Origin of the sequence: Thermoactinomyces sp. DSM 45891 (assembly GCF_900119485.1) — a bacterium.
GTDB lineage: Bacteria > Bacillota > Bacilli > Thermoactinomycetales > Thermoactinomycetaceae > Baia.
This window is the reverse complement of record NZ_FPJZ01000016.1, coordinates 31837-57633: the sequence shown is the minus strand read 5'-3', so window position 1 is coordinate 57633 and position 25797 is coordinate 31837. Positions and strand designations below refer to the sequence as shown.

The 25797-nt window shown below is 41.8% G+C and carries 25 protein-coding genes; 1 reads left to right on the top strand and 24 read right to left on the bottom strand.

What is annotated here, in order from left to right:
* Window positions 1-25 precede the first annotated feature (25 nt).
* From dnaG to ccpN, 4 genes are all read right to left on the bottom strand, one after another.
* Entirely contained in the window at window positions 26-1855 is a 1830-nt protein-coding gene (gene dnaG, locus BT147_RS12010) for a DNA primase (RefSeq protein WP_072335633.1), read from the bottom strand.
* Window positions 1856-2233: 378 nt separating this feature from the next.
* Window positions 2234-4885 carry a pyruvate, phosphate dikinase gene (ppdK, locus tag BT147_RS12005; protein WP_072335630.1) on the bottom strand — a complete coding sequence of 884 codons (2652 nt, stop codon included), beginning with the start codon at window positions 4883-4885 and terminating at the stop codon, window positions 2234-2236.
* The gene (locus tag BT147_RS12000) at window positions 4882-5706 is read right to left on the bottom strand and encodes a pyruvate, water dikinase regulatory protein (RefSeq protein WP_072335668.1); all 825 of its coding nucleotides are present in this window, start codon (window positions 5704-5706) and stop codon (window positions 4882-4884) included. Before BT147_RS12000 ends, ppdK begins: the two co-directional genes overlap by 4 nt.
* A gap of 10 nt (window positions 5707-5716) precedes the next feature.
* Entirely contained in the window at window positions 5717-6349 is a 633-nt protein-coding gene (gene ccpN, locus BT147_RS11995) for a transcriptional regulator CcpN (protein ID WP_072335626.1), read from the bottom strand.
* Between the two features lie 230 nt (window positions 6350-6579).
* Here ccpN and BT147_RS11990 point away from each other — a divergent pair, with 230 nt between their 5' ends.
* A complete protein-coding gene (locus tag BT147_RS11990; RefSeq protein ID WP_072335624.1) occupies window positions 6580-7497 on the top strand; it encodes an apurinic/apyrimidinic endonuclease family protein in 918 nt (305 codons plus the stop codon).
* A gap of 101 nt (window positions 7498-7598) precedes the next feature.
* On the opposite strand, the gene BT147_RS11985 is transcribed toward BT147_RS11990, so the two are convergent.
* The 20 genes from BT147_RS11985 to BT147_RS11890 all read right to left on the bottom strand — a co-directional run bounded on the left by BT147_RS11985 (window position 7599) and on the right by BT147_RS11890 (window position 25758).
* Entirely contained in the window at window positions 7599-9620 is a 2022-nt protein-coding gene (locus BT147_RS11985; protein ID WP_072335621.1) for a M4 family metallopeptidase, read from the bottom strand.
* Window positions 9621-10120: 500 nt separating this feature from the next.
* Complete coding sequence (gene glyS, locus BT147_RS11980; protein ID WP_072335616.1) at window positions 10121-12202, bottom strand: glycine--tRNA ligase subunit beta; 2082 nt, start codon at window positions 12200-12202, stop codon at window positions 10121-10123.
* Entirely contained in the window at window positions 12195-13085 is an 891-nt protein-coding gene (glyQ, locus tag BT147_RS11975) for a glycine--tRNA ligase subunit alpha (protein ID WP_072335664.1), read from the bottom strand. The genes glyS and glyQ overlap by 8 nt, the downstream gene beginning before the upstream one ends.
* Before the next feature lie 517 nt (window positions 13086-13602).
* Complete coding sequence (recO, locus tag BT147_RS11970) at window positions 13603-14379, bottom strand: DNA repair protein RecO (RefSeq protein ID WP_072335613.1); 777 nt, start codon at window positions 14377-14379, stop codon at window positions 13603-13605.
* A gap of 13 nt (window positions 14380-14392) precedes the next feature.
* Window positions 14393-14524: a YqzL family protein gene (locus BT147_RS11965; protein WP_072335610.1), complete on the bottom strand. Its 132-nt coding sequence runs from the start codon at window positions 14522-14524 to the stop codon at window positions 14393-14395.
* Between the two features lie 92 nt (window positions 14525-14616).
* Window positions 14617-15528 (bottom strand): GTPase Era, encoded by a 912-nt coding sequence (gene era / locus BT147_RS11960; RefSeq protein ID WP_286119424.1) that lies wholly within the window; start codon window positions 15526-15528, stop codon window positions 14617-14619.
* Window positions 15521-15943: a cytidine deaminase gene (locus BT147_RS11955; RefSeq protein ID WP_286119431.1), complete on the bottom strand. Its 423-nt coding sequence runs from the start codon at window positions 15941-15943 to the stop codon at window positions 15521-15523. The genes era and BT147_RS11955 overlap by 8 nt, the downstream gene beginning before the upstream one ends.
* Window positions 15940-16635, bottom strand: a complete 696-nt coding sequence (locus BT147_RS11950) for a diacylglycerol kinase (protein WP_072335604.1) — start codon at window positions 16633-16635, stop codon at window positions 15940-15942. The genes BT147_RS11955 and BT147_RS11950 overlap by 4 nt, the downstream gene beginning before the upstream one ends.
* A gap of 11 nt (window positions 16636-16646) precedes the next feature.
* Window positions 16647-17117: an rRNA maturation RNase YbeY gene (ybeY, locus tag BT147_RS11945; protein ID WP_072335602.1), complete on the bottom strand. Its 471-nt coding sequence runs from the start codon at window positions 17115-17117 to the stop codon at window positions 16647-16649.
* Entirely contained in the window at window positions 17114-19258 is a 2145-nt protein-coding gene (locus BT147_RS11940) for an HD family phosphohydrolase (protein ID WP_072335599.1), read from the bottom strand. Before BT147_RS11940 ends, ybeY begins: the two co-directional genes overlap by 4 nt.
* Window positions 19259-19290: 32 nt before the next feature.
* Window positions 19291-20259 (bottom strand): PhoH family protein, encoded by a 969-nt coding sequence (locus tag BT147_RS11935; RefSeq protein ID WP_072335597.1) that lies wholly within the window; start codon window positions 20257-20259, stop codon window positions 19291-19293.
* Window positions 20260-20264: 5 nt separating this feature from the next.
* Window positions 20265-21458: a sporulation protein YqfD gene (yqfD, locus tag BT147_RS11930; protein WP_143187997.1), complete on the bottom strand. Its 1194-nt coding sequence runs from the start codon at window positions 21456-21458 to the stop codon at window positions 20265-20267.
* A 34-nt stretch (window positions 21459-21492) separates the two neighbouring features.
* Entirely contained in the window at window positions 21493-21774 is a 282-nt protein-coding gene (locus BT147_RS11925) for a YabP/YqfC family sporulation protein (RefSeq protein ID WP_072335591.1), read from the bottom strand.
* Between the two features lie 106 nt (window positions 21775-21880).
* Window positions 21881-22075, bottom strand: coding sequence for an alpha/beta-type small acid-soluble spore protein (locus BT147_RS11920; RefSeq protein WP_072335588.1), 195 nt, complete (start codon window positions 22073-22075; stop codon window positions 21881-21883).
* A 106-nt stretch (window positions 22076-22181) separates the two neighbouring features.
* On the bottom strand, window positions 22182-22607 hold the full coding sequence (locus BT147_RS11915; RefSeq protein ID WP_072335585.1) for a hypothetical protein: 426 nt from the start codon (window positions 22605-22607) through the stop codon (window positions 22182-22184).
* 29 nt (window positions 22608-22636) lie between these two features.
* Window positions 22637-23599: a flotillin-like protein FloA gene (gene floA, locus BT147_RS11910; protein WP_502688571.1), complete on the bottom strand. Its 963-nt coding sequence runs from the start codon at window positions 23597-23599 to the stop codon at window positions 22637-22639.
* A gap of 43 nt (window positions 23600-23642) precedes the next feature.
* Window positions 23643-24389, bottom strand: coding sequence for an NfeD family protein (locus tag BT147_RS11905; RefSeq protein WP_072335580.1), 747 nt, complete (start codon window positions 24387-24389; stop codon window positions 23643-23645).
* 135 nt (window positions 24390-24524) lie between these two features.
* Window positions 24525-24968: a GatB/YqeY domain-containing protein gene (locus BT147_RS11900; protein WP_072335577.1), complete on the bottom strand. Its 444-nt coding sequence runs from the start codon at window positions 24966-24968 to the stop codon at window positions 24525-24527.
* An 18-nt stretch (window positions 24969-24986) separates the two neighbouring features.
* Window positions 24987-25163, bottom strand: a complete 177-nt coding sequence (gene rpsU, locus BT147_RS11895) for a 30S ribosomal protein S21 (protein ID WP_072335574.1) — start codon at window positions 25161-25163, stop codon at window positions 24987-24989.
* A 241-nt stretch (window positions 25164-25404) separates the two neighbouring features.
* Window positions 25405-25758, bottom strand: a complete 354-nt coding sequence (locus tag BT147_RS11890) for a histidine triad nucleotide-binding protein (RefSeq protein ID WP_072335571.1) — start codon at window positions 25756-25758, stop codon at window positions 25405-25407.
* Window positions 25759-25797 lie beyond the last annotated feature (39 nt).

The following is a 25797-nucleotide window of genomic DNA, read 5'->3' as shown; positions in this document are numbered from 1 at the left end:
GTTTCCTCCTTCCTGGATCGCATGATTACCGCATTTTTTTCTTTTGTCTCAGCTGTTCAATTAACTCTAGTCCCAACTGGGCGGCTTTCATAGGCTCTCCAGCACGTTCGATTTGCTTCACAAGCTTTTGGTTTTTATTCCATTCACGTTCCAATGGAACTTGCTTTACTTGGTTTATATAATCCTTTAGAGCTTCTTCTGACACTTCGTCAGGGACATCCATCATTGCAATTTCTGTCGCTTTATGAATAAAGGAAGGTTCATTAAGACTGTGCAAAAACTGCCCTAGATCTGCTGGGTGACCTTCTGCATAATACGAATACAAGTGCGCTACTAGTGCTGTATGGACCTCAGTCTGAAAATCCGCTCCTAAATGATCCTGTACCCAATCACAAGCAGAGCGATCCCGCATCATATGTGCGAGTAGGTGCATCTCCGCGCGTTCGATCGGATGATAGGAACGTAACTTTCTAAGTACCCTTTTTCCATCTTCTTTGTACCCATTATTCCACTTCCCTGCCTCTTTATCCCCCCAGGCTTGCTTTTTCTTTCGAAATCTGATATGCCTCTGTTCCTCTTTCAAAGCTTCCATTGAGATTTGAAATTCTTCAGCCAGTTTTCTCAAGTAGTGATCCTGTTCAATGGCGATAGGCAAATCAGAAATCAACTCCACCGCTTTCCGAATATACGCGAGGCGTTCCACCTCATCTTGAAGCCTGAAATCCTTTTTCGCCAGTTCTAGTTGAAAGGAAGTAGATGAAAGAGCACCTGAGATCATTTCCTTCTGAAAAGAATTTCCCCCAAATCGACGAATGTAATCATCTGGATCAAAGCCAATTGGAAGTGCTACTACTTTTGCCATCAATTCATGCGGCTTCATCAACTCCAGCGCTTTCAAGGCAGCATTTCGGCCAGCATTGTCAGAATCATAGCAAATTATAACACTCTTCGTATGTTGCTTGATTACCTTTACTTGGTCTTCGCTGAGCGCGGTCCCAAGTGTAGCAACCCCTGTATGAACACCTTCCTGCCACATCATGATGACATCCATATAACCTTCCGCAAGAACGATATTTTGTTCTTTACGGATTGAAGACTTTGCACGATGAAGATTATACAGTTGTTTTCGTTTATGAAACATTCCAGTCTCCGGACTGTTTAAGTATTTGGCTTGCTCATTCTCCTCGAAACTTCTCGCACCAAATGCGATCACACGTCCCTTGGAATCGTGAATCGGAAACATGAGTCGGCCGTAAAAGCGATCTCGGTAGATTCCTTGAGATTCATTCTTTTTAATGAGACCAGCCTTTTCAATTAAGGAAGTTGCATAACCACGCTTAGTAAGAAAGGATAATAAAAAGTCATAAGACCTAGGTGCAAATCCCAGTTGAAATTCTTGTGCAGTCTCTGGATTAACTCTCCTTCGTGCTAGATAAGCCTTTCCATCATTTCCTTGAGGGGTGTTCATCAATACATGATGATACAGCTTGGCAGATAGATCAAGAATTTTGTACAACGTAGTCCGTTCCACTTCTTCAGGTGTAAGTTCTCTTACTTCATTAGGCAGAGAAATCCCTGCTTCTTCAGCGAGTCGTTCTACAGTTTCCAAAAAAGATAATTGCTCTACATCCATGATAAACTTGATCGAGTCTCCACCTGCACCACAGCCAAAACAATAATAAATTTGTTTATCAGCAGCTACCGAGAAAGAAGGGGTCTTCTCCGAGTGAAAAGGACATAATCCAAAATAATTACGCCCACTTTTCTTTAACTGAACATATTTTCCCACTACATCTACGATGTCGAAGTGTCTGCGGACTTGATTGATAACTTCATCTGAAATTCTGTGCCCCATCCCCACCACTACTTTCTACTGGCAGACTTTGTAGTGAAATATGTCCTCTATACACATCTGGTACTTATTCGCCATTCAGCAAAAAAGTCCTTCATCATATGTGTCTATTTCACATGGTAATATTTTCTTCAAGAAGAATTTCGTCATACTTACCGTGATAAAGGAGATATATCACCTTAATTCTACAAAAAATAAGCCTTCTCCTTCCCATAAATGAGAACTCTACATTCTTCCAATTATATATAAAATGACATGAAAAGAAAATGCTCCAATCCTCAATATTAGAAAAAGCTTTACACTATATCTTAGAATCATTGTAATAAAAAAATACCCGAGGTCAACCGGGTATCTATCACGAAATTTTTTATGGGCTGTTTTTCACCTATTTTCTTGCTTAATAACTGCTTGTGCCGCACTCAATCGGGCTAACGGTACACGGAACGGGGAGCAACTTACATAATCCAGCCCAATTTTGTGACAAAATTCGATCGATCGCTTTTCGCCACCATGCTCTCCACAGATTCCCGTTTTTAAATCGGATTTTTTTCCTCTTCCTAGGGAGACACCCATCTCAATTAATTTCCCGACACCATCGAGATCAATTGAAACAAATGGATTTTCCGGAAGTATTTTATTATCTACATATGCGTGCAGGAACTTCCCTTCAGCATCATCACGGCTAAATCCGAATGTGGTTTGGGTTAAATCATTGGTTCCAAAGGAGAAAAAATCGGCTTCTTCCGCTATTTGATCCGCCGTGAGTGCCGCACGAGGCACTTCAATCATCGTTCCTACTGTGTATGGGATCTTCAGCCCAGTTGATTTTTCGATCTCCGAACCGATTTGTTCAACAAGACGTCTCATCTCGGTTAATTCCTTGACATGCCCTACTAGTGGGATCATAATTTCAATTTCCACTGGAATACTTCTCTGCAAACAATGGACTGCCGCCTCAAAGATAGCTTGTGTTTGCATCGCATAGATCTCGGGATAGATTAGTCCAAGACGGCAACCTCGATGCCCCAGCATGGGGTTAAACTCTTGGAGTGATCGTACTTTACGAATCAATGCTTCTTTGCGAATCATCTCTAGCCTATCCGCATCAGGCGTCATTTGTAATTTAGTTAACTCGACCATTAACTCTTCTAAATTAGGCAGAAATTCATGAAGCGGCGGATCAAGTAAACGGATGTTAACCGGCATGCCATCCATTGCTTCCAAAATACCCACAAAATCCTCCCTCTGCATAGGAAGCAATGAAGCTAATGCTTCATTCCGTTCATCATCAGTCTCTGCTAAGATCATTTTCTGTACAATCGGAATTCGGTTTAGCTCCATAAACATATGCTCCGTACGACATAAGCCGATTCCTTCTGCACCAAACTCCCTCGCTTTACGTGAGTCTTCTGGATTATCTGCATTGGCCCGTACTTTCATCCTTCGAATCTCGTCCGCCCAGCTAAGCAGTTCTGTAAATTCAGGAGATAGAACGGGATCAATGAGTGGGACTTTTCCTTGAATGACACGGCCTGTGCTTCCATCAATCGTGATCAAATCGCCTTCATGGAAAACATGACCCCCGACTTTTACTTCTTTGGAACGCAGATCAATTTTCAACTGTTCACAACCACAGATGCATGCTTTCCCCATACCGCGTGCAACTACAGCTGCATGAGAAGTCATCCCACCCCGACTGGTCAAAATACCTTTGGCGGCTAAAATACCATGGATATCTTCTGGCGTCGTTTCTGGTCGTACTAAAATAACTGCCTTGCCTTTACTAGCTAATTTTTCTGCATCGTCAGCATGAAAGACGATTTCACCTGAAGCTGCTCCTGGTGAAGCAGGTAGACCTTTTGTAACCACTTCTAACTCTGCACCTGGATCTAATCGTGGGTGAAGAAGTTGATCCAGTTGATCTGGATCAATCCGCAATATGGCTTCTTCTTTATTTATTAAAGATTCTCCTACCATATCTACCGCAATTTTCACCGCTGCATCTGCTGTACGCTTTCCGTTTCGGGTCTGAAGTATATAAAGAGTTCCCCTCTCTACAGTAAACTCAATATCTTGCATATCTAGATAATGAAGTTCTAACTTCTGCGCAATTTGCTGGAACTGCTCAAAAACACCAGGCATTTTCTCTGCTAACTGAGCAATCGGTTCGGGTGTACGCACTCCCGCAACTACATCCTCCCCTTGAGCATTAAGTAAAAATTCACCGTATAAGTAATTTTCTCCAGTAGAAGGGTTTCGAGTAAAAGCTACCCCTGTCCCACAATCATCTCCCATATTTCCAAATACCATTAATTGCACATTTACTGCTGTACCTAGATGATCCGGAATCTTATGGATATTACGATAAATCTTAGCGCGATGATTATGCCACGAACGAAACACGGCCGTAACCGCTTGAAGCAATTGCTCTATAGGAGATTCTGAAAACGCCATTTGGGTTTGTTGAAAGATAACTGCTTTAAACTTCATAATGACATCCTGCCAATCTTCGGCCGTTAGCTCAGGATCACTTTTTACACCACATTGCGCCTTCTTTGCTTGGATGATTTTTTCAAAATGATAATGTTCCACGCCCATCACTACATCCCCAAACATCTGGATAAAACGACGGTATGAATCGTATGCAAATCTTGGATTATTTGTTAGCTTTGCCAATCCTGCCACTGTTTCATCATTCAAACCGAGATTAAGTACCGTGTCCATCATCCCCGGCATAGAAAATACTGCCCCTGAGCGAACGGAAACCAAGAGCGGGTTGTCAGGATTTCCAAACTGCTTTCCCGTATTCTCTTCCAATCCTTTTAGGGATTCCTTCATTTGCTCGATAATCTCATCGCTAATTACCTTTCCATCCTGATAATACTGGTTACATGCCTCTGTCGTAATCGTAAAACCGTGAGGAACGGGGAGCCCCACGTTCGTCATTTCTGCTAAGTTCGCTCCCTTTCCACCAAGTAAAGATTTCTGCTTAGCTGATCCTTCATGAAATAAATACACCCATTTCCGACTCATCTAGTGTAGCCTCCCTTTTTCATATCTAGAATAATATTGGCAGTCTCTTCTACTGCTTTATTCGTCACGTCAATACGTGGACAACCTACTCTACGAATAATCCTTTCCGCATAATCTAACTCTTCTAAAATACGAGTCTCACTCGCATAATTCGCTCCTGATGTAAGACCTAAGGCTTTTAGACGTTCTTTTCGTATATTATTTAATTGACTTGGATCAATAATTAAACCGATACAGCGCTCTGATGGAATCAAATATAATTCATCTGGTGGCTCCACTTCAGGAACAAGTGGTACATTGGCCACTTTGAGTCGTTTGTGAGCCAAATACATTGATAATGGGGTTTTGGAAGTACGGGATACGCCGATTAATACAACATCGGCTCGCAGTAAACCACGAGGATCCCGACCATCATCATATTTCACAGCAAACTCGATCGCTTCTACTTTACGGAAATATTCCTCATCTAATTTGTGAATGAGTCCGGGCTTTCGTTTCGGTTCACTCTGAATCAGCTTAGAGAGTCCATCCATCATTGGCCCCATAATATCTACATAGGGAACTTCCGCTTTGATGGCTTCTTCCGTAAGGAAATGTTGCATTTCGGGTAAAACTAAAGTAAAAGCAATTAATGCTTTCTCTTCTTTAGCAGCCTGCACTGTCTCCAATATCGTCTCTCGATCCATCACATAGGGAACACGACGGATCTCTAGATGTGTGTATTCAAACTGGCTGACCGCAGCCCTCACTACAAACTCAGCTGTCTCACCAACAGAGTCTGAAATTACATAAACCACGGCATGATTAGATAGTAGTATGATGGTTCCTCCTCTATACAGAAATGTGCTGCCCGAGTTCGACAAATGCCTTCGCTAAAGTCGTTTTACTAATACGTCCAATCACTTCAAAGTGCCTAGTATCTCCTTGAAAAGGACGAACAACGGGAAGTGAATCAACTTGATGTCTCATCATTTGTTGTGCAGCATAGTGAAGTGTATCTTCTGATGTACAAGTGATCAGATTCGGCATTCTTGACATCACGACTCCTACAGGAATCGAGCTTAGATCTTGTTTACCCATAGAAGTTTGTAATAAGTCTTTACGTGATATTACACCGATCAGATAACCTTCTTTTTTAATCACAAAAATCGTACCTACATCCTCTAAAAACATCGTGCAAATCGCATCGTAAACAGAAGTTGCCTCTGTTACGACCACTGGCACAGACTTGTAGTCTTTAACATATAGATTACGAATGTGTTCTCCCATTAATTGGTTGGCAGTCTTGCCAGAATAAAAATAACCAACACGTGGTCTCGCATCTAAAAATCCAGACATTGTTAAAATAGCTAAATCCGGGCGTAATGTGGCACGAGTCAGATGTAGCTGGTCCGCAATTTGTTCACCTGTAATGGGACCTTCACTTTTTACGATTTCCAGTATTTTCTCCTGGCGCTTCGTCAGCTCGATGTTGGTGCACCTCCAGCGGGTAAAGACTTATCGAAATGTGTTATACTTTTATAGTAATTACCTTATAAAGTATATACTATATGTTTTCATTTTCCAATAAGAGTTCAAAGATAGAAGCTCTACAAATAAAAAACGAAAACTTATATTTTGTATGTATCCTAGCCAACTGACAACGTTTTTTATACAATGTGAAGGTGAGTTAACGATATTTGGAGGCAGACAACATGTTATTATCAAATCCCCTTGCAATCAATACTGAACTAGATTTATCTGGGTTGCGTCGTAGTATACAATTTGGTTTTGACCAAATGATGCTTCAACTTCCCAATGAGATATGTACCACTCAGGAATTCCAAAGCCTGTTGCAACTGGCTCGAATTAAGCCAATTGCTTATCGTGCTCCTAAAAACCTAACTTTAGGAGACACAGAATTCTCTCTATCGGCATGGTTAGAGTGGTTTAACATTATACACGCTACTACCTCTTCTCCTACGTCTTTCATCGTTCATGGAACCAAAGTAGCCCTAGGAACCATTTTTGAATATTTAGACGCCCGTCCAACTGATTTTTATGCGTTACAGGATTATAAAACCGAGTATGTACAGCGGATTATTGACCAATTAACGCAGTTAAAGAAATATGCGGACCAACATCAAATTGGACTCCTTCTAGAAAATGCACCCATGGGGGATGAGGGGTATTTTGAACCAGGACATTCTGAGCTTTATCCAGCACTTCGCACACCTAATCATCTCCTAAAAATAGTAGAAAAAACAGGCGTAAAGTTGTGTTTCGATACGGCTAATGCCCGAATCACCTCACATCTACTAACTTACATGCACCGTTCAAGAAGTATGTTTGCTGGGGCTACAGAGAAAGAAATCCTTTATGCTCCCCCAAACTGGATTGAATTCTATGAGAAAATTCAACCGCATGTGGCCTTTATCCAGCTTTCTTATGCTATGAGTTGGGGAGATACCAAAGAAACCACACACATCTCCTTCCCAACTTCTGCTTATGGAGAATTATTAACCTTTGCTGAAACGGTAAGTCCAGAAACTCCAATCTCTATTGCTATAGCCCAATCTGAACCACATCTACGAAATATGATGGATGCGCTACACGCATTAAAACGAGGCTGAAAAAAGACTCCTTGCTTCCACACCAGCGAACTGGAGAAGCAAGGAGTCTTTTTGGATATGAATCATGTCCTACTTACTCTAAGAATAAGGCACAATTCCCTTTAATAGGTAGCCTTTAGTGCATAGGCAGTTGAACTGTTCTTCCCATCATAACCAACTACTTTTATATAGTAAGTCGCTCTAGCAGAACCTCGGTAAGAGATCGACTCACTCGTTTTACCACCCTCTTCGGAATACGTCAGTAGGTTTCCAGAAGAGTCATAAAGATAGAGATCGTAATCCTCTGGTAAGTTCGTCAACCTTACCGAAATGATTCCGGAGGTTGATTTTGTAAGCCGGAACCAATCCTCATCAGTTCTAGAGGTAATTTTGCCGTTGTAGGTAGTACCAGAACTGATCTTATATGCAGTAGCACGAGTGTCGTTTGATTCGTATGGATCGCCACTTGGTTGATCTGGATTATCAGGAGAGTTACCACCTACTCCAACGTTACTCCAAGCATTTGTCACAGCACTTACTTCCTTCGACCCTGTTCCAAAAAGGTCAGTTGCTGATTGAATGGTTGCATTGCGCGCATCGATAAACTTTGAATTAGAAGTTAAGTATTGCGAAAGAGCGCGATACCATACTTTTGCTGCATTATCACGAGTCACACCAGAAGTCGTGACGAAATTATAGAATGCTTTGTTCGGAATCCCTGAGTTTGTGTGAACACCACCATGATCTTCAGTTGTGTTCACATAATCCCTCATATGATCAGGATCCCCATATTTATTGGGATCTGACATGGAGCGCAATGCATCCCCTGGTATGTTAGGTGTATAGATATCCTCACCACAGAGCCACTCTGGATCTGATTTATTTTCAATTAAATTTCCAAATACATCTGACCATGATTCGTTTAGAGCACCCGACTGTCCTTCGTATACCAGATCAGCTGTTCGTTCTGTAACACCATGCGTTATTTCATGGGCAACTACATCTAATGCTCCTGATAGGTATGCGTATTTATCACTGCCATCCCCATCTCCATAGACCATCTGTGTCCCTGTCCAACCTGCATTACCATAATTTTCTCTATAGTGAACGGTAGACTTCAACGTTCCACCTTCACCATCAAAAGAGTTTCGACCCAACTTTGTATAGTAGTAATCGTATACCTTTCCAGCATACACATGGGCATCAACAGCCGCTGGGTCTACCCATATATTATCTGAATCCGTAAGAAGTGTGCCTGGTGACACCATCTGATTTTTTGCTGTATATGTCTCAATCGCTCCACCATTTTGGGAGTACATAGGCTTCGTGATATCGCGTAGATAGTATCCACCTGAGTATGAATCTGTGTTTATAGATTTGTTATCATTTAGAACACCCTTGCCTTTCCCTACAGCCGCTGCATGGTGAACCTTATCAATCTGATCCACAATCGCACCTGTCTGAGCATCGACAAATATATCAGAATAGAATAGTTCGCTCTTTTCTAGTGTAGATAAGGTAACACGATAAACAAGTATATGTTTTCCTGTACTAACTCCATAGATGTATAGATTAGCTTTTTGAATATCAAACATTTTGACTTCAGCTAATCCATTGGCTAGCTTAGCCTTCTTAGTCGCTTCCGCTTCAGTCAACTTCGCTTCGGTGTTAATCTCTTTTGAGAATACTTGAGCATCAAATGTACCACTTACAGAATTGCTTATTTGTTTTTGATCCCCATGAACCACTAACTGATGTCCAAATACAGGAATTCCTTTATACACTTGCTGAAACTTATAAAAGCTACCAAACTGATCTGAACCTTGCTTGTCTAATATTAGATCAGACGTTGCTTGTTTGATCTGGTATAGCCCTTTATTCTCTTCCAATATAGCTAAGGCATCCTCTTTGGTTTTTAACTTTTTATTCGAAATTTTACCTCTAACAAAAGAAGGGGCCTTGGTCTCTGAATCCCAAGCTACCGAAAATTGAGAGCCTGTATCTTTCGATATTTTTTGTAATGCTTCTTGTTGATCAAGAACATTTTTTACTGGAGCATCATTAGCCGCCCAGACACTTACGCTTGCTACACTTAAAGTCAGCATAGAAGCAGTAGCAATCGACACACCTTTTTTCACTGACATGTCTAGTCCTCCTCTTTCGCTATAAAGTTGAAAAACTTTTTTATACACTTAATATATTTAAAGTCCTTAATGATAGAATATCCTGAATATATTAAATGTATTTTAAACTAAGAATAGTAGCAAGACTATTTAGCTTTAGTAAAGAATAATACAAACCAAACAAAAAAACAATATACTATTTTATACTGTTTACTAGTATCGCTATTGGTTTTACAACTCATAATATAGAACGATTCTTTTTTATATCATCGTTTTTCTACGTTTAATGCCTATATCATCTGATATTTTCGAATATTGGTCATTAAAAATATCTTATTCCTCTCAGAATCATATCGACTTGACCGCAAATTAATGATTTAATTTCGTTAAAAGTAATTTTATTTTGAAAATTACTAAACATTAATAGAAAATTGTATGCCACAAAGGAATACATATAGGTTTCTACAACATAAGAAAAGCTTTCAAGATGATGCAAACACCTCTTGAAAGCTTTTCATTTTCTAAGAAGGAAACACGATTTGTTCAAATGCCGCAAAAGTACGCGTCGTGTTAGTAATTTCTCTGAGCAGCGCGAGCCTATTTTTTCGAATCTGCTCCTCCTCTACCATAACCATCACATGGTCAAAAAAGTGATGGATCTCAGGAGTTAAACTGGCGATGGCATCATACATGCCTAAAGCATTTTCCGATTCATAAGCTGAGCGGTACGCTTCATTGGCAAGTTCAAGTGATTTTGCAAGTTGTTTTTCCGATGTTTCAACAAACAAATCGGGTTGAACATGTGCATCATCTGCTTTCGCCGCTAAATTAGCCACCCGAGTAAAGCCTTCTACTTCTAGCTTGAATTCCTCCCGATCTAACTTTGCTTGTAAAACATGAGCTCTGTCCACAGCAAGTGCAGGACGAGAAAATCCAGACTCTGCAATTGCTTCCACCACATCATAGCGTAAGTTAGCATCCTGTAAGATGTTTCGGAAGCGAAGGATCAAAAACGGATAGAGTTCATTGGAGAATTGCTCTGGCGATAGTTTAACCAGGTTATGCAGACGTAGTGTTTGCTCTACGATCTGAATGACTTCAATCATCTCTACACCACGTAAATGTTCACTTAGGAATAACTGGATTAATCCTGTTGCTCGACGACGCAAGCCATATGGATCTTGGGAACCAGTTGGTTGAATACCGATACCGAACGTTGCACATAGTGTATCCATCTTATCTGCTACTGAGAGAATCGTGCCAAGAAGCGTAGCAGGCATCTCGTCCCCTGCGAAACGAGGCTTGTGATGAGCATCGATTACGATAGCAACCCCTGGAGTCTCTCCTGCTGCTTGTGCATAAACGTTACCCATAAAACCTTCTAACTCGGGTAACTCGCCTACCATTTGTGTAGCTAAGTCAAATTTACAAAGAGAGGCGGCACGATCTAAATCTTGTAGCATTTTCTCGTCTAGCTGTAATAGTCTGCCAATCTGCTGCGCGATACATTGAATTCGGCGCACTCGATCAGCCATAGTACCAAGTCCTTCAAAGAAAACAATCTGCTCTAGTTTCCCTTGAAATGTAGACAAATCTGTTTTTAAATCTTCTTCATAGAAGAAACGAGCGTCTGCTAAACGTGCGGATAATACCTTCTCATTTCCTTTCGCTACTAGAGCAAGATGCTGATGATCACCATTACGAATGGTAATAAAAAATGGGAGAAGCTTCCCTTCTAAGTCTTGCACAGGGAAATAGCGCTGATGTTCCCGCATCGTAATGATTAGCACAGGATCGGGCACTTGTAAAAATGATTCATCAAACATACCGGATAACGCTGTAGGATACTCCACTAAATTCGTAACTTCTTCCAATAACCCCTCGTGAATCGGAATAATCCAGTCATTTTCCTCTTCCAGATAACGGATCTGTTGGACAATCGCTTGTTTGCGTTCCTCTGCATTTACAATCACATATTGCCCACGAAGAACATCTTCATACGAGGCAGGCTCCGAAATCGCTACTTCTTCACCTAGGAACCGATGTCCACGAGTGAGATTCCCCGCACTTACACCAGCCCATGAGATAGGTACAATGCAAGTACCTAATAATGCAACGAGCCAACGGACAGGACGGACAAAGCGATATTGATCCCAGCGCATCGTCTTAGGTGGCTGAAAAGCTTGTAATGCCTCATGAAAAGCTGAGGACACGATATCAAATGATTCGCCACCCGGTTGATGAACATCAGCAAATAAATAGCTCTCACCCTTTAGTTCTCGAAGCTCCAACTGATCTACTGAAACTCCATTTTTACGTGCAAACCCTTCTGCTGCTTTACTCCACTCACCTTCTGGTGTTTTCGCAATGCGAGCTGGCGGACCTTTTACCTCTTCATGAAGATCTGCTTGTCGATCCGCTACCCCGCTGACCAGAACAGCCAAACGTCGCGGAGTAGAAAAAGAAGTTACTTGCTCAAATGAAATTCGATATTTCTTAAACCACTCCTGCGTATTTTGTTCCAATTGCCTGATCAACTCAGAAACATAGCGGGCCGGCATTTCTTCTACGCCCACTTCGAGTAAGAAATCCTGTTTACTCACTTTGCTCACCCCCAGAATTCTTTAACAACGGAAATTCAAGCTTCTCACGCTCTTCGATGAAGGCCTTCGCACAACGACGAGCCATATTTCTCACCCGACCAATATATCCCGCTCTCTCCGTGACACTAATTACACCTCGAGCATCTAACAAGTTAAATGTGTGAGAGCACTTTAAGATGTAATCATATGCGGGGAAGACAAGATTTTCTTCCAAGATGCGATGAGCCTCTTTTTCATAGCTATCGAACAAATGGAACAACAAGTCTGCATCCGATATCTCAAATGTATACTTAGAGTGTTCATATTCAGGATGCTTAAAGATGTCCCCATACAAAACTCCATCTGTATACTCCAACTCGTATACGTTTTCTTTCTCTTGAATATAAAGAGCCAGACGCTCCAGTCCGTATGTTAGCTCTACCGAGACAGGATTGGTCTCGATTCCGCCTACTTGTTGAAAATACGTAAACTGCGTAATCTCCATACCATCTAGCCATACTTCCCAGCCAAGTCCCGCAGCACCAAATGTAGGATTTTCCCAATTATCCTCAACAAATCGAATATCATGTTGCAATGGATCGATTCCGAGTGCTTGTAAGCTCTTCAGATAGATCTCTTGAATATCGTTTGGAGCTGGCTTCATGATGACTTGAAATTGATGGTGTTGGTATAGACGATTGGGATTCTCTCCGTAACGACCGTCACTTGGGCGGCGGGAAGGCTCTACATACGCCACATTCCAAGGCTCAGGCCCTAGTGTACGTAGAAAAGTCATCGGATTTAGTGTCCCCGCGCCTTTCTCCACGTCATACGAATTACTGAAAATGCATCCCTTAGCAGACCAGAAGTCTTGCAGTGTCTTCACGATTGCTTGAAAATTCATTAGCATGGTCACCTCCATAAAATTCGCGGACAAGCAAAAAAGCCTCTCATCCCTACAACGAAGATCATCAAGATCTTCGTCATAGGGACGAGAGGCTTACTCCCGCGGTTCCACCCTAATTGATAGCAACGATGTTGTTACTATCCGCCTTCATTCCGCTTCGTGCTCCAGACTGCCCTTCGCTAGGTTGATTGACCAGGCTTTCACTATCCCTGATTCGCTTTGGCAACTCTTCCTAGGTACTCTTTTCCTTCGTAGCACGGTCATTCGATTGTACCTTTAAATGTAGTGGAAATAATCTGGAGTGTCAAGGACGACCAGAAAGTTTCTTAATCGGTGTCGTTTAGACAGGACTGTTGCTTAATCGAGGCCGGAGAGTCTGTACCCGCTCAGTACCGATCCCACAGCATTGTCCGAGCCCTAATACAAATACAAGCTGGTCTTACGGTACTTAGATCTTAGATGCTTAGGTACTTAGGACTTAAATTTCTGGTCTTATTTAGTATGTGAACTTCGCTTAAGTAGTAGAACCCTCACCCGAATCCATCCATACTTTCCGCATCTGTTCCAAAATATCCCATGACTTGAGCCGAACTCCTACATGCTCCATCAAAAACGATCTGATCACTCTCTCCAACTGTTGCTTCGTCTCTTCTTTTATCGTGATTTCCCCCAGTCGATCGATCGGAAGATTCACCAGAACAGGAAGAATGCGAATAGTTGTATCAGATAAAGGAAGAGAGTGAGAATCAATGTGTTTACATGCATCACATAGAAAACCGCCCTGATAAATGCTAAAAGTAACAGGACGGCGTTCCTCAGAGCCACAGTGAGCACACGCATGTAAGATAGGTCGATAGCCACCAGCAGCCATCATTTTACATTCAACCATACGTGTAAGTATATCTGGGTCCTTTTCTTGTTCTAACCAATTGAAAGCTGTTTTTAAAAAGCGATATAAACCCGGGTTCGGTTCCTTCTCCTCAAAGAGATGGTCAACTAAGTCTAACCAGTATGCTCCATATGAAGTTCGTAGTAGATCTTGCCTAATTGCTTGATGGGAATGGACAAGGTCTGCTTGGTTTAATGTCGGAAGACCGTTTCCACTTGAAAAACAGACAAAGTCGGCAATCGTAAAAGGTTGTGTCAACGCACCAAACCGACTTCTTGTTTTCTTGGCACCCCGTGCAACAAAAGAAAGCTTTCCCAGGTTCTCTGAGTAAACTTGAACCACTTGATTACTCTCACCAAATGAACGTGCCCTAATGACAATTCCCTCAATCTTTACTAACATTGGCTAGCCCTTTCTACCCTTCTTCTTCTTCATCCTCAACCAGTCTCTGGTCACATCCACCAGCCAACGCCTCACACTCTTTATAAAGTAAATAGGCTTCGATATCGCCAGTCGTAGAGAAGCAATGCCACGAGAAATTACGCATCTAGCATCGTCCTTTCTGCTTGATGTACCTGTACATTCTTAAGATGACCGAAGAAGGGGATTCATATGAGATGGAAAAATTGGCAAGTTTTATTATGAATAATCTTCATCCCGATAACCAAATTGCCGTATATAGAAATCTGCATTTCTCCAGTCTTTTTTTACCTTCACCCATAAATCAAGAAAGACTTTATATCCGAGTAGGGGTTCAATTTCCGCACGTGCCCGTTTTCCTACTTCTTTTAACAACGCACCTTGTTTACCGATCAAAATCCCTTTTTGCGAAGTACGTTCCGTATAGATCTCAGCTCGAATATAGATCGTCTGCTGATTTTCACGGATGCTCATTTCCTCAACAACCACTGCAACAGAATGAGGAATCTCTTCTTTTGTCAGCTCTAATACTTTTTCACGGACCAGCTCCCCAACTATAAACCTCTCTGGGTGATCTGTCACTTGATCCGATGGATAGTAGGCTGGTCCCTCCTGTAGATGCTCAAAGATCACACTTGTCAATGTATTGGTATTGTTCCCCTTCAAAGCTGAAATAGGGACAATCTCTGTGAAATTATGGATTTTCCTATACTCATCGATGATGGGAAAAAGTTTATCTGGATGAACTTGATCTATCTTATTCACTACGAGAAATACTGGTGTCCGTACGCCCTTTAGATTCTCCATGATATAGCGATCGCCTGCACCTAAACCTTCTCCTGCATCCACTAAAAACAAAACCAAATCCACTTCAGCAAGTGTATTCTGCGCGGTCTTCACGAGCCACTCCCCTAAACGAGATTGTGGTTTATGAATTCCTGGCGTATCCAAAAATACAATTTGGCCTTCTTCATTGGTTAAAACGCCACGTATTTGGTTACGAGTTGTCTGAGGTTTATCTGACATAATCGCAACTTTTTGACCAATCAAGTAATTCATTAAAGTAGATTTGCCTACATTGGGACGTCCAATTAAGGCAACAAAACCAGATTTATGTATTTTTTTACTCAACGTGCAAATCCCCCTTAACAAAAGCACCCGGCAGTAGCTCCCCGACCGTTGTTTCTTGTACTTCTCCATGTAAGTTTGTCAGCCATACTTTCATTTCAGGGGCACAGTGCTCGGATAACACCTGACGACAAGCTCCACACGGTGACACAGGTCCCTTTGTATCTGCTACAATTGCAATTCCTTCAAAACCATGAACTCCCTCTGAAACCGCTTTAAAAATCGCAGTTCGTTCTGCACAGTTTGTTAGGCCAAAGGAAGCATTTTCAACATTACACCCTTTAAATATAGTACCATCCGCAGCTAGAAGGGCCGCTCCAACTGGAAATTTTGAATACGGTACATACGCATTTTGCCTTGCTTCAATCGCTAATTCTATTAACTTTTTCATCTTATTACCTTCCTTATATTCACTTATAACAGTTGGACACCCATGAGCGCCACAACCAGTCCTAGAACCGCTCCAAAGAAAATGGGTGTAGGTTTTTGCACCCTGGCCCTTGTCCCTAAAAATAGAAGAATCAAACACAAAACCATCAGTGTAATCGTTAAGTTGCCGATGACCGCCACAATTAACGTTGCTACACAAACCGACAATGAAGTAGTCATGCTAGGCTCCAATTCTGGCTTTCTCATACGATGAACCCATGCCTTCACCATCAGAGTCAAAAAGAAATCAAATGCAATAAGTGCCGCTAAACCAATGTTTGCAGGATAAAGAGCCTTTTGAGTACTATACACTTGATGAAACAACATATTGAGATAAGGATAAAATACACTAATTCCGACGATTACAGCAAGTCCAGCTGTCAACAAAACAGCTCCTGCGGCTACATCCTTCGCTATTTTGGCTAGTGGATGGTACTCTTCGGTCACCATATCCACAATCACTTCAATCACCGTATTTAATAGCTCAGCAAATAATACTAGCACAATCGAGACGAACAGTACCAGCACTTCGAATTTACTTAACGGAAGATACAGACTAACGACTAGTACCGCGAGCGCTACTACAAAATGAATTCGCATATTGCGCTGTGTGACTACAGTATAACGAAGTCCTTCCAATGCGTAGCGAAAGCTATTTAATACCTTGGTCACCCATTTCATAAGATGAGAGGTTACCTCCTTAAACCCACTTTGTCTAAGATGAGTTCTTGGCTACGAAACATTTCCTTCTCCTGCTCTGGCGTTTCATGGTCGTATCCCAGTAAGTGTAGAAAGCCATGCACAGCTAGAAAGCCCATTTCTCTCGATAAAGAGTGACCATAATCATTTGCCTGTTCAATCGCACGATCAAGTGAAATCACGACATCCCCTATGGCAACTGCTTCTTCTCCTTCTTCGAGCATCCATTCTTCATCCGCTTCATAGAGCGGGAATGATAAAACGTCCGTAGGGCGATCTATCCCTCTATGCTCCGCATTGATCTCCTGAATTTCTTGGTTATTGGTAATGGTAATGGATACTTGAACATCTGGTATTTCTTCCACTGTGGCTGCTTGTTGTAGACAAGAATCAATGATATTGATCGCTTCCTGTTGCTCCTTGGTTACTTCGATTTCAACTGTAAGATCGATGACTACACTCAATGTTGCTTCGCTCCTTTACCAGTTAGAGTTGGACTCTCTGGATATTCGATTCGATTATGAAAGATTCCCTGCAGAGTGGCACACATCGCCTGAGCAATAAGGTCTAATTCCTTAATCGTCAAGTCACATTCGTCAAATTGGCCATCTTCCAGTCTTTGTTGAATAATTTTTTTGATGACCCCTTCAATCCGTGATGGTGTTGGTTTAGCTACTGACCGAACGGCCGCTTCCACACAGTCTGCAATCCCCACAATCGCAGCCTCTTTAAACTGAGGTTTAGGACCCGGATAACGATAATCTTCCTCAAGCACATTCATCCCGTCCGTTGCTTCGAGCGCCCTGAAATAAAAATATTTGATCAGGGTTGTACCATGATGCTGGGCTGCAATATCTTGAATCGGCTCAGGGATTCGATATTTCTTTAGCATCTCAACCCCATCACGCGTATGCGAGATAATGATCGTCTTACTCAAGTTAGGCGAAATTTTATCATGAGGATTTTCTTTCCCAATCTGATTTTCAATAAAAAATTGAGGCCGTTTGGTTTTCCCTAAATCATGGTAATAAGCACCTACCCGAGCTAAAAGCCCATTTGCCCCGATCGCCTCTGCTCCCGCCTCTGCTAAATTCCCTACAATAACACTATGATGATAGGTGCCAGGGGCATCGTAGAGTAGTTTCTTTAGCAATGGATGATTTGGATTACTCAGTTCTAATAAGCGGAGAGGGGACAAAATCCCGAAGAGAGATTCGAAACCAGGTAAGAATCCAATCGTTAAAATAGAGCAGAAAATACCTCCTGCCAAGCCCAAAGAGAGAGATCTCCAAATGGTACTCCATCCTTCCGCTGGAAAGATGAAAAATAAAGCCATGATCGTAACAACAGAGGCAATCGACCCATAGATTCCTGCATATAGCACAGAACTTCGTCGTTTGACCCCTGATAGAGCAAAAGCACTCACCACCCCACCCATGAGTGCAACTAAACCGAAGCGGAAATCAAATAGTTGATGACCTTCACCACTAAAAAACATACTAGTAACAATACTGAGGTACACGATACATAAAAAGCCTAGCTCCACGTTTAGTAATAACGTTACTAGCATCCCGCCTAGTGCGGCCGGACTTAAGTAACCTAAAGTGCTCCATTCATCCAAATTTTGTCCAATTGCAACGAGTTTCATGCCCGTCATACAAATCGTGAGTACAAGAAAGAACATGATGATTTTAAAATTATCATGTGCCACAGAAGGATGAAATCGTTGAATATAGAGATAGAAAAAGATAAGCACTATGATTAGTAACAGAGCTAGTCCTATATAAGAGCCCCAAAGATTCGTCGAACGAAGAAGCTTAAACTTCGTTAGCTTCTCATATTGATCAGCTGTTATTTTTTGACCTTTGGTAACTATATTTTGTCCCTGCTCAATTTTAACAAGATCAGCATTATTCATCGCCGCCTCTTGCAGAGCTTTTGTCTTAGGAGCGTCGGAAAATTCATTTGGAATGATATAAAATTTAGCTAGCCTTTGAACTAAATAACGGGAGTTTGGAGAAAGGGTAGAAAATTTTTGATCCACAGCCCGCGTCTTCTCTGCTAATTCTGTCTCCTTAACACCATCCCCCATAATTTCCGCGACAATTTCCCGTGTACCCACTCGGATCTCTGTTAAATCATCGACAGGGGTACGAACTAATTTCCCAAAGAACTCTTCGCTAAGTTTTTCTTCCTTTCCCCCCATTACTTCTTTGATTCTATTCTTTTTCTCTGTTTCGTTTAACGATTTCTCAGATAAGGTAGATTTTGCTTCACTAAAAAAACGTTCGATCTGATCGAGTTGATCATTTGTTACCTTATCATCTTTGGTAAATACTGGAGAAACCCCTTGCTTCGCCCGTTCTTTCGCCTTTTGCGTGGCAACTTCGTCGATAATAGTTGCAGGGGCGGTAATCGTATTCGGGCTAATGCTTCCTTCTTTTAATTCATACTGCATCGGGAGTACATTTCCAATAAGCAACAAATAGAACGCGATCCCAAAGATCGCGTATAAAAGAATGGTTACTTTTTTGCTTGTCTTCCAAAACTCTGTCTCTCGTAAGCGCTCGAGCCACAAAGATGGTTCTATTTCTTTACCTTTCATCCTAGATCGGCTCCTTGTCAAGTCATTGAACACTAGATATCCATCTCGTCTTGCTCATACGCTTCAATTACCTTCTGCACCAATGAATGGCGGACGACATCTTCTTGACCAAGGTAGACAAATTTTAGGTCTGGTATCTTCTTCAAGATGCGTTCGGATTCTCGTAATCCAGATTTTTTTCCTTTTGGTAAATCAACTTGCGTGGCATCCCCTGTTACGACCATCTTCGAGCCAAACCCCAGCCGGGTTAAAAACATCTTCATTTGCTCTGGAGTCGTGTTTTGGGCCTCATCTAAGATGATAAATGAATCTTCCAACGTTCTCCCACGCATGTAAGCGAGAGGAGCTACTTCAATCAAACCACGTTCCATCATCTTTGTTACTTGTTCATTTCCTAACATAAAATACAATGCATCATATAACGGACGTAGATACGGGTCCACCTTTTCCTGTAAATCCCCTGGCAAAAAGCCAAGGCTTTCCCCGGCCTCAACAGCAGGCCTAGTTAAGACAATCTTCTTCACATGGTGATTTTTTAATGCTGTAACGGCCATAACGACTGCCAGAAAGGTTTTTCCTGTCCCAGCAGGACCGATACCAAAAACGATATCATGTTTCTTCATCGCACTTACATAGTGACGCTGTCCTAATGTCTTTACACGCACTTTTTGATTTTTATGAGAGACACCAATCTCTTCTCCATATAGCTCCAATAATTCATCTACTGTGCCCTGCTGTGCCAGACGAGTTGCATACACAATATCTCGCTCTGTTAATTGAAAGCCTTGGCGAATTAATGTTAACAGGACACGAAATAAATGACCGACTACCTCTAAGTCTTCTTGTGACCCGGTAATTGTGATGTCAGAACTTCGAGTAAAAATTTTGGCTCTTGTACTGCCTTCAATTTGCTTTAGATAATGGTCTTGGGGGCCGAACAAGCTTAATGCTTCTTCTGGATTTGAAAGCTGAATTTTTTTAGTATGTTCTTCGAGATTCAATGTTTTTATTCTCCTTGAAGGAGCGGCTTCGAAACCGCAATGTTTTCCACTACATCAAAGTTAATTTTTAAATAAACTCTACCACTCTTTATAGACTGTTGCAAAATTTTTTGGCTGATAATTCGACCGTCTTTTCCGATAACGTTTAGGATTTCGGCTTTCGCTTGGCTCATTCCTGCCTCAACCGCTTGAGCAGGTGATAAGACCCTTTTTTCAAGTTCTGTCTCCATGTATTCTTCTTTAATCCAACCAATTGGAAAACGCCACTTTCCAATCTGTAAAAAGCTCTCATTTGAAACGATTTCAAACGTCTGATATGGATGGTCCTCGCTAAAAGGGTTACGAATTTGCCAAGTTCCAATCATAGGAACCGTTTTCGTTCGCCGATTGCCAGTAAATTTCTTATACTCCATTTGCATTGGAACCACGATATTAGACTCATACCACACTTCACCCATAACGGTTCCTTTGGCCCCAACGATTTGGCCACCTTCTTGAATGGTAGGGTCTCCATATTTACCAGAAACTAGAACCTGCCCCCTTTGAACAGTGTCATTTACTTTCACCAATGGATTCCCTTTTTCTACTGCCAGATCTACAACAAAAGCATCTTTCTTTGCGACCAAATTAACAGGCCCCACCTTCGTCGGCTCTGTCGCTTGATCGACCCCTTTTTTCTCTACCACTGTCACCACGACACGAGTTCCTTGCATTTGAATCCCAATCCATGTCGCCTGAGGAAGTTGATCTAGAAGATTCTGTTTTAACTCCTCTTGAGAAGGAATTTTCCCCTTCCATTGCCCCGGATAAACCCCTTCTTTTTGTAATAAATTTTGAATTAGTTGTGTCGGTATCTTCTCATTTCCTAGTATATCTATTTTCCAGACCAATGAGCTCATCATATACAGCAAAGAAATAAATATAATAGTTCCTATTGCAAAAAACTTCCTACGCATTGCTTTTGCTACTAGAAATGGTAATCCTGATTTTTTTACAATTTTCATCTTACATCCGTGCTGTCGTAGGAGAGAAATAACCCGCTTGAAATCTGGAACGAGCATTGTGATCTGAACGAGTTCATCTCGTTTCCACTCGATCTGTTTCAGGACAATTCCTGCTTGTACCACATCATTTAAAAAAGGGGTAAGCATTGCCCCTCGACACTCTATTGTTATTTCTCCCTCAATCTGATTTGGCATTTTTACTCCCAACAATGCTCTCGCCCCTTATTCCTTACTTTCTATATCGGACATCCTTAATTTCGCCTTCAACAATCACTACTTCTGAGTCAATTACTTTTACTACGATGCGTGAACCTTGTATATCGAGAAACCCCAATTTAGTGGAAAGGGAGATTGATTTCTCTGTTAATTCCTCAATTTTCTTATAATTTTCTACACGTAATCGGTCGTTTCCGATCCATTCGATTCGAGGGACTTCGTTTGCTACATCGGGTGGTAGGTCTAGCCATTTTGAAGCCCAGTCTCGCATGTGACCATTCCATTTTTTCTTCATAAGACGCCCCTCCATCTCCTTGTTGTACCATATGACTAAAGATGCCTATTTATGAACAAAGTAAAACAGCTATCTACCTCTGACCGTAAATAGCTGTCCGAATGACTTAGTTCATTTGTTGCGCTGATTGAGCAATCAAGCGCTTTGTGATTTCTCCGCCTACCGATCCGTTAGAACGTGCTGATGTTTCTGAACCTAAGGTTACACCTAACTCAGCTGCGATTTCTTCTTTGAACTGGTTAAGCACGGATGATGCTCCTGGAACTAGTAAACGCTTTGAACTATTAGAAAACTGGTCCATAACTATCACCTCCTTATCGATAGTATGGAGCTTTTGCTGAATCATAGTATGCACATATGTTACCAAGCAAAATAAGCATAAAAAACTGCTTAGGAGACCTAAGCAGTTAACGCGGATAACGTCTTGATCTATACGGTTCTAGGGCCCTTGGAGCTCCTAATATTTCCCTATACACAAACGCTTTTTGTACTTCTTTTGGTGAAAATATTGGTTTAACAGAGACTTTTTCTCGCTGTCTCTGTATCCCTTGACTCAAACTACCGAAATTAGGGCGGTACTGCTGAGAAGCTCTTGGAAACGCTGGTTCTAATTGCTCTTTCGCTTCTTGGACTTTTACTTGCTTGGATGATGACTTGGGGCGCTTCTTCTTCTTTTTAGGTGAGTCCTCATCGTCATCCATAAAGTCCATCAAATCCTCCAGTCGGTTAATCGCAGGTGTAAAAACAGGTTTCTTATTATTTACCCTGAGGATATAATCAGATAATTTAAATAGACCTACGAAAACCGCAATAATAATAGCGATACTACCCATTGCTGTTTCCTCCTGTTCTGTAGTGGAGGTTATTCATTTTCGATTGAATCGGAACCGCTAATATTTTTACGCATCTTGGTATCCGCTTCAATATTTTGCATTTGCAGGTAATCCATATAGCCTAGCTTTCCATTTCGAAGGGCGTCTGCCAATGCTAACGGAACCTCAGCTTCTGCTTGAACCACATTTGCACGCATTTCTTCTACACGAGCACGGTTTTCTTGCTCTGTCGCGACAGCCATCGCACGGCGTTCTTCTGCCTTCGCTTGGGCAATTTGTTTATCTGCTTCCGCTTGGTCCGTTTGAAGCTGTGCACCGATGTTTTTCCCGATATCAATCTCAGCGATGTCAATCGATAGAATTTCAAAAGCCGTACCAGCATCTAAGCCTTTTCTCAGAACCGTTTCAGAGATCAAATCAGGATGTTTTAAGATGTCTTTATGGCTTTCAGCACCACCGTTTGTTGTAACAATTCCCTCCCCTACACGTGCCAAAATAGTCTCTTCACCAGCACCACCTACCAGACGATCAATATTAGCACGAACGGTCACTCTGGCAACTACTTTTACTTCAATTCCGTCTTTTGCTACCGCCGACACAATCGGAGTCGTGATTACTTTTGGATTTACACTCATCTGCACAGCTTCTAATACATCACGGCCAGCAAGGTCAATCGCAACCGCTTTCACAAATTCGAGATTAATATTGGCACGTTCTGCAGCAATTAACGCATCCACGACTCGGTCTACATTACCTCCTGCAAGCAAATGGGTCTCGAGTTGATCAATCGTTACATCTAAGCCTGCTTTTCTAGCTTTAATGTATGGATTTACAACTCGACTCGGTGTGATTCGACGTAAACGCATTGCTACCAATTTGACAAGCCCGATATAAGCTCCCGAGGCCCACGCACTAATCCATAACATAACAGGGACCATATTAAGAAACAATAGAATACCAATTACGATTAAAACTCCTATAATGACTGGCATAATTTGAGCCATATCCATCTATCATTCACTCCTCTAATTTATCTTACTGTTCCAAACTTTCGTTCTCCCGAACTCTAGAGACTACTACGCGACTGCCTTCAACCAAGGTCACTTCTACCACTGTATGATTCGGAATCATCTCTCCATCACTTACAACATCTTCGCGACCATGTTCAAACAGAACCCAACCCGATGTCCGGAGTGGTGTAACCGTAACTCCGCGTTTCCCCATCAAATGACGACGATCTTTGCTAGCGTTAAAGCCAGTTTCTCTGTCTTGTGTACTTGTTAGGACTAGGTTGCCCCATTTGGTTCTTAATCCAAAGAATCGATAAAGAATCCACAAAGCTATGGAAGTAATAATCAATCCTAAACATAATGCAATGACTCCCTCAACTATAGACGGAGCGGACACAATAATAGCATAAAAAATACCAACAATCCCTAGAGCACCAAAGATACCAAATCCAGGTACAAAAATTTCAATAAATAATAAGACAAATCCCACTACAAACGCACCTACGATAAGCCAGTCTGTTTCATTTTGCCCAAGTCGTAGCCAAAAATAGGTAGCAAATGAAAAAATACTTACTAAACCTGAGATGAGGTGACCTGGTATCATCACTTCCAATACTAGTCCCAATAACCCTATGCTCACTAGTATCCATAGAAGCCATGAAATATCTCCTGCCACTCCACTATCCATGCTACCTGCTGCCAAGACTTGATTCGGAATCATGGCAATCAGAAAAAGAATGCTTATCTTCATTATCCATGAGCTTCGCCACAAACGAATCCTCCCCCCTTCCACTTTCCCTTATCTTTGTTCCCTGCTTAACCAATTGTTAAAACCTTCAATTTAGCAAGTTAGCATGCAAAAAAAGAAAAAGCGGGATGATCTTACCACAGATCATCCCGCTTTTTCTTAACTTAGAGCTTCTTGGACGAGTTTGCTCACTAGTTTACCGTCAGTTTTCCCTTTCACTTTCGGTAGAATAGCCCCCATCGCTTTCCCCATATCAGCCTTGCTCGAAGCACCCACAGCTTGGATGGTTTCTAGTACGATTGCCCGTACTTCTTCTTCACTTAACTGTTTAGGAAGATAGGCATGCAAAACTCCCAGTTCAAAGCGTTCTTTATCAGCCAGATCTTGACGATCTGCCTTTTCATATTCGCTTATTGAGTCTTGGCGTTGTTTTACTTCGCGCAAAACTACTTCTAACGTTCCTTCATCGTTCAATGGACCACGATTATCTATTTCAGACTTCTTAATTGAAGCTAGAACCATCCGAATAACAGACAAGCGCTCTTTATCTCCCGATTTAAGGGCAGTTTTCATATCCTGTGTTAGCTGCTGTGCAAGACTCACTCGGAGTCACCTCGCTATTTATTTACGCTTATTTCTACGCGCAGCCTCAGCTTTTTTCTTGCGCTTAATACTTGGTTTGTCATAACGCTCACGTTTACGTACTTCAGAGAGCACACCGTCCTTCGCGCAGGAACGTTTAAACCGGCGAAGAGCTGTATCCAAGGATTCGTTTTTACGAACTTTTGTTTCGACCATGATTTTCCCTCCCTCCACGGGTCAGCTGCTCGGGTAAGAGGACCCACAAATACACGCAAGTAGCGGACCAATCCATAGAAGGATGGCAACATCCACGACACCTGCATAAGATAAATAGCCAACGTTGGGATGAGTCAGATGCTTAAAATGACATTCCCTAGCCACTCTTGGCTCCGTTGGGACAGATATAGTCAAACTCCATTATACCGTATAAAGCAAAGACATGTCAAAAGGACTTCCGTTAGCCCGGAGGCCATGTCAAATGACGACCGCCTAAGACATGAAAATGAACATGGTATACAGTTTGACCACCATACTCCCCCATATTATTAACCACACGAAAGCCTTCTTCGTCAAGTCCTAATTTTTTAGCGACCTGCCGAGCGCCTTGCAAAATTCTTCCCAGTTGCTCTGTATCTTCCTCGGAAAAGTCCATAAGGGTGGAAACATGTTTTTTGGGAATGACAAGTACATGACTCGGTGCAACAGGATATAGATCATGAAATGCAATGACATGTTCATCCTCATACACTTTCTGACACGGTATTTCGCCTGTTACAATTTTACAAAAAATACACTCTGAACTTGTTGGCATTTCTCAGCCCTCCTTTCCAATCAAACCATACACCATTCC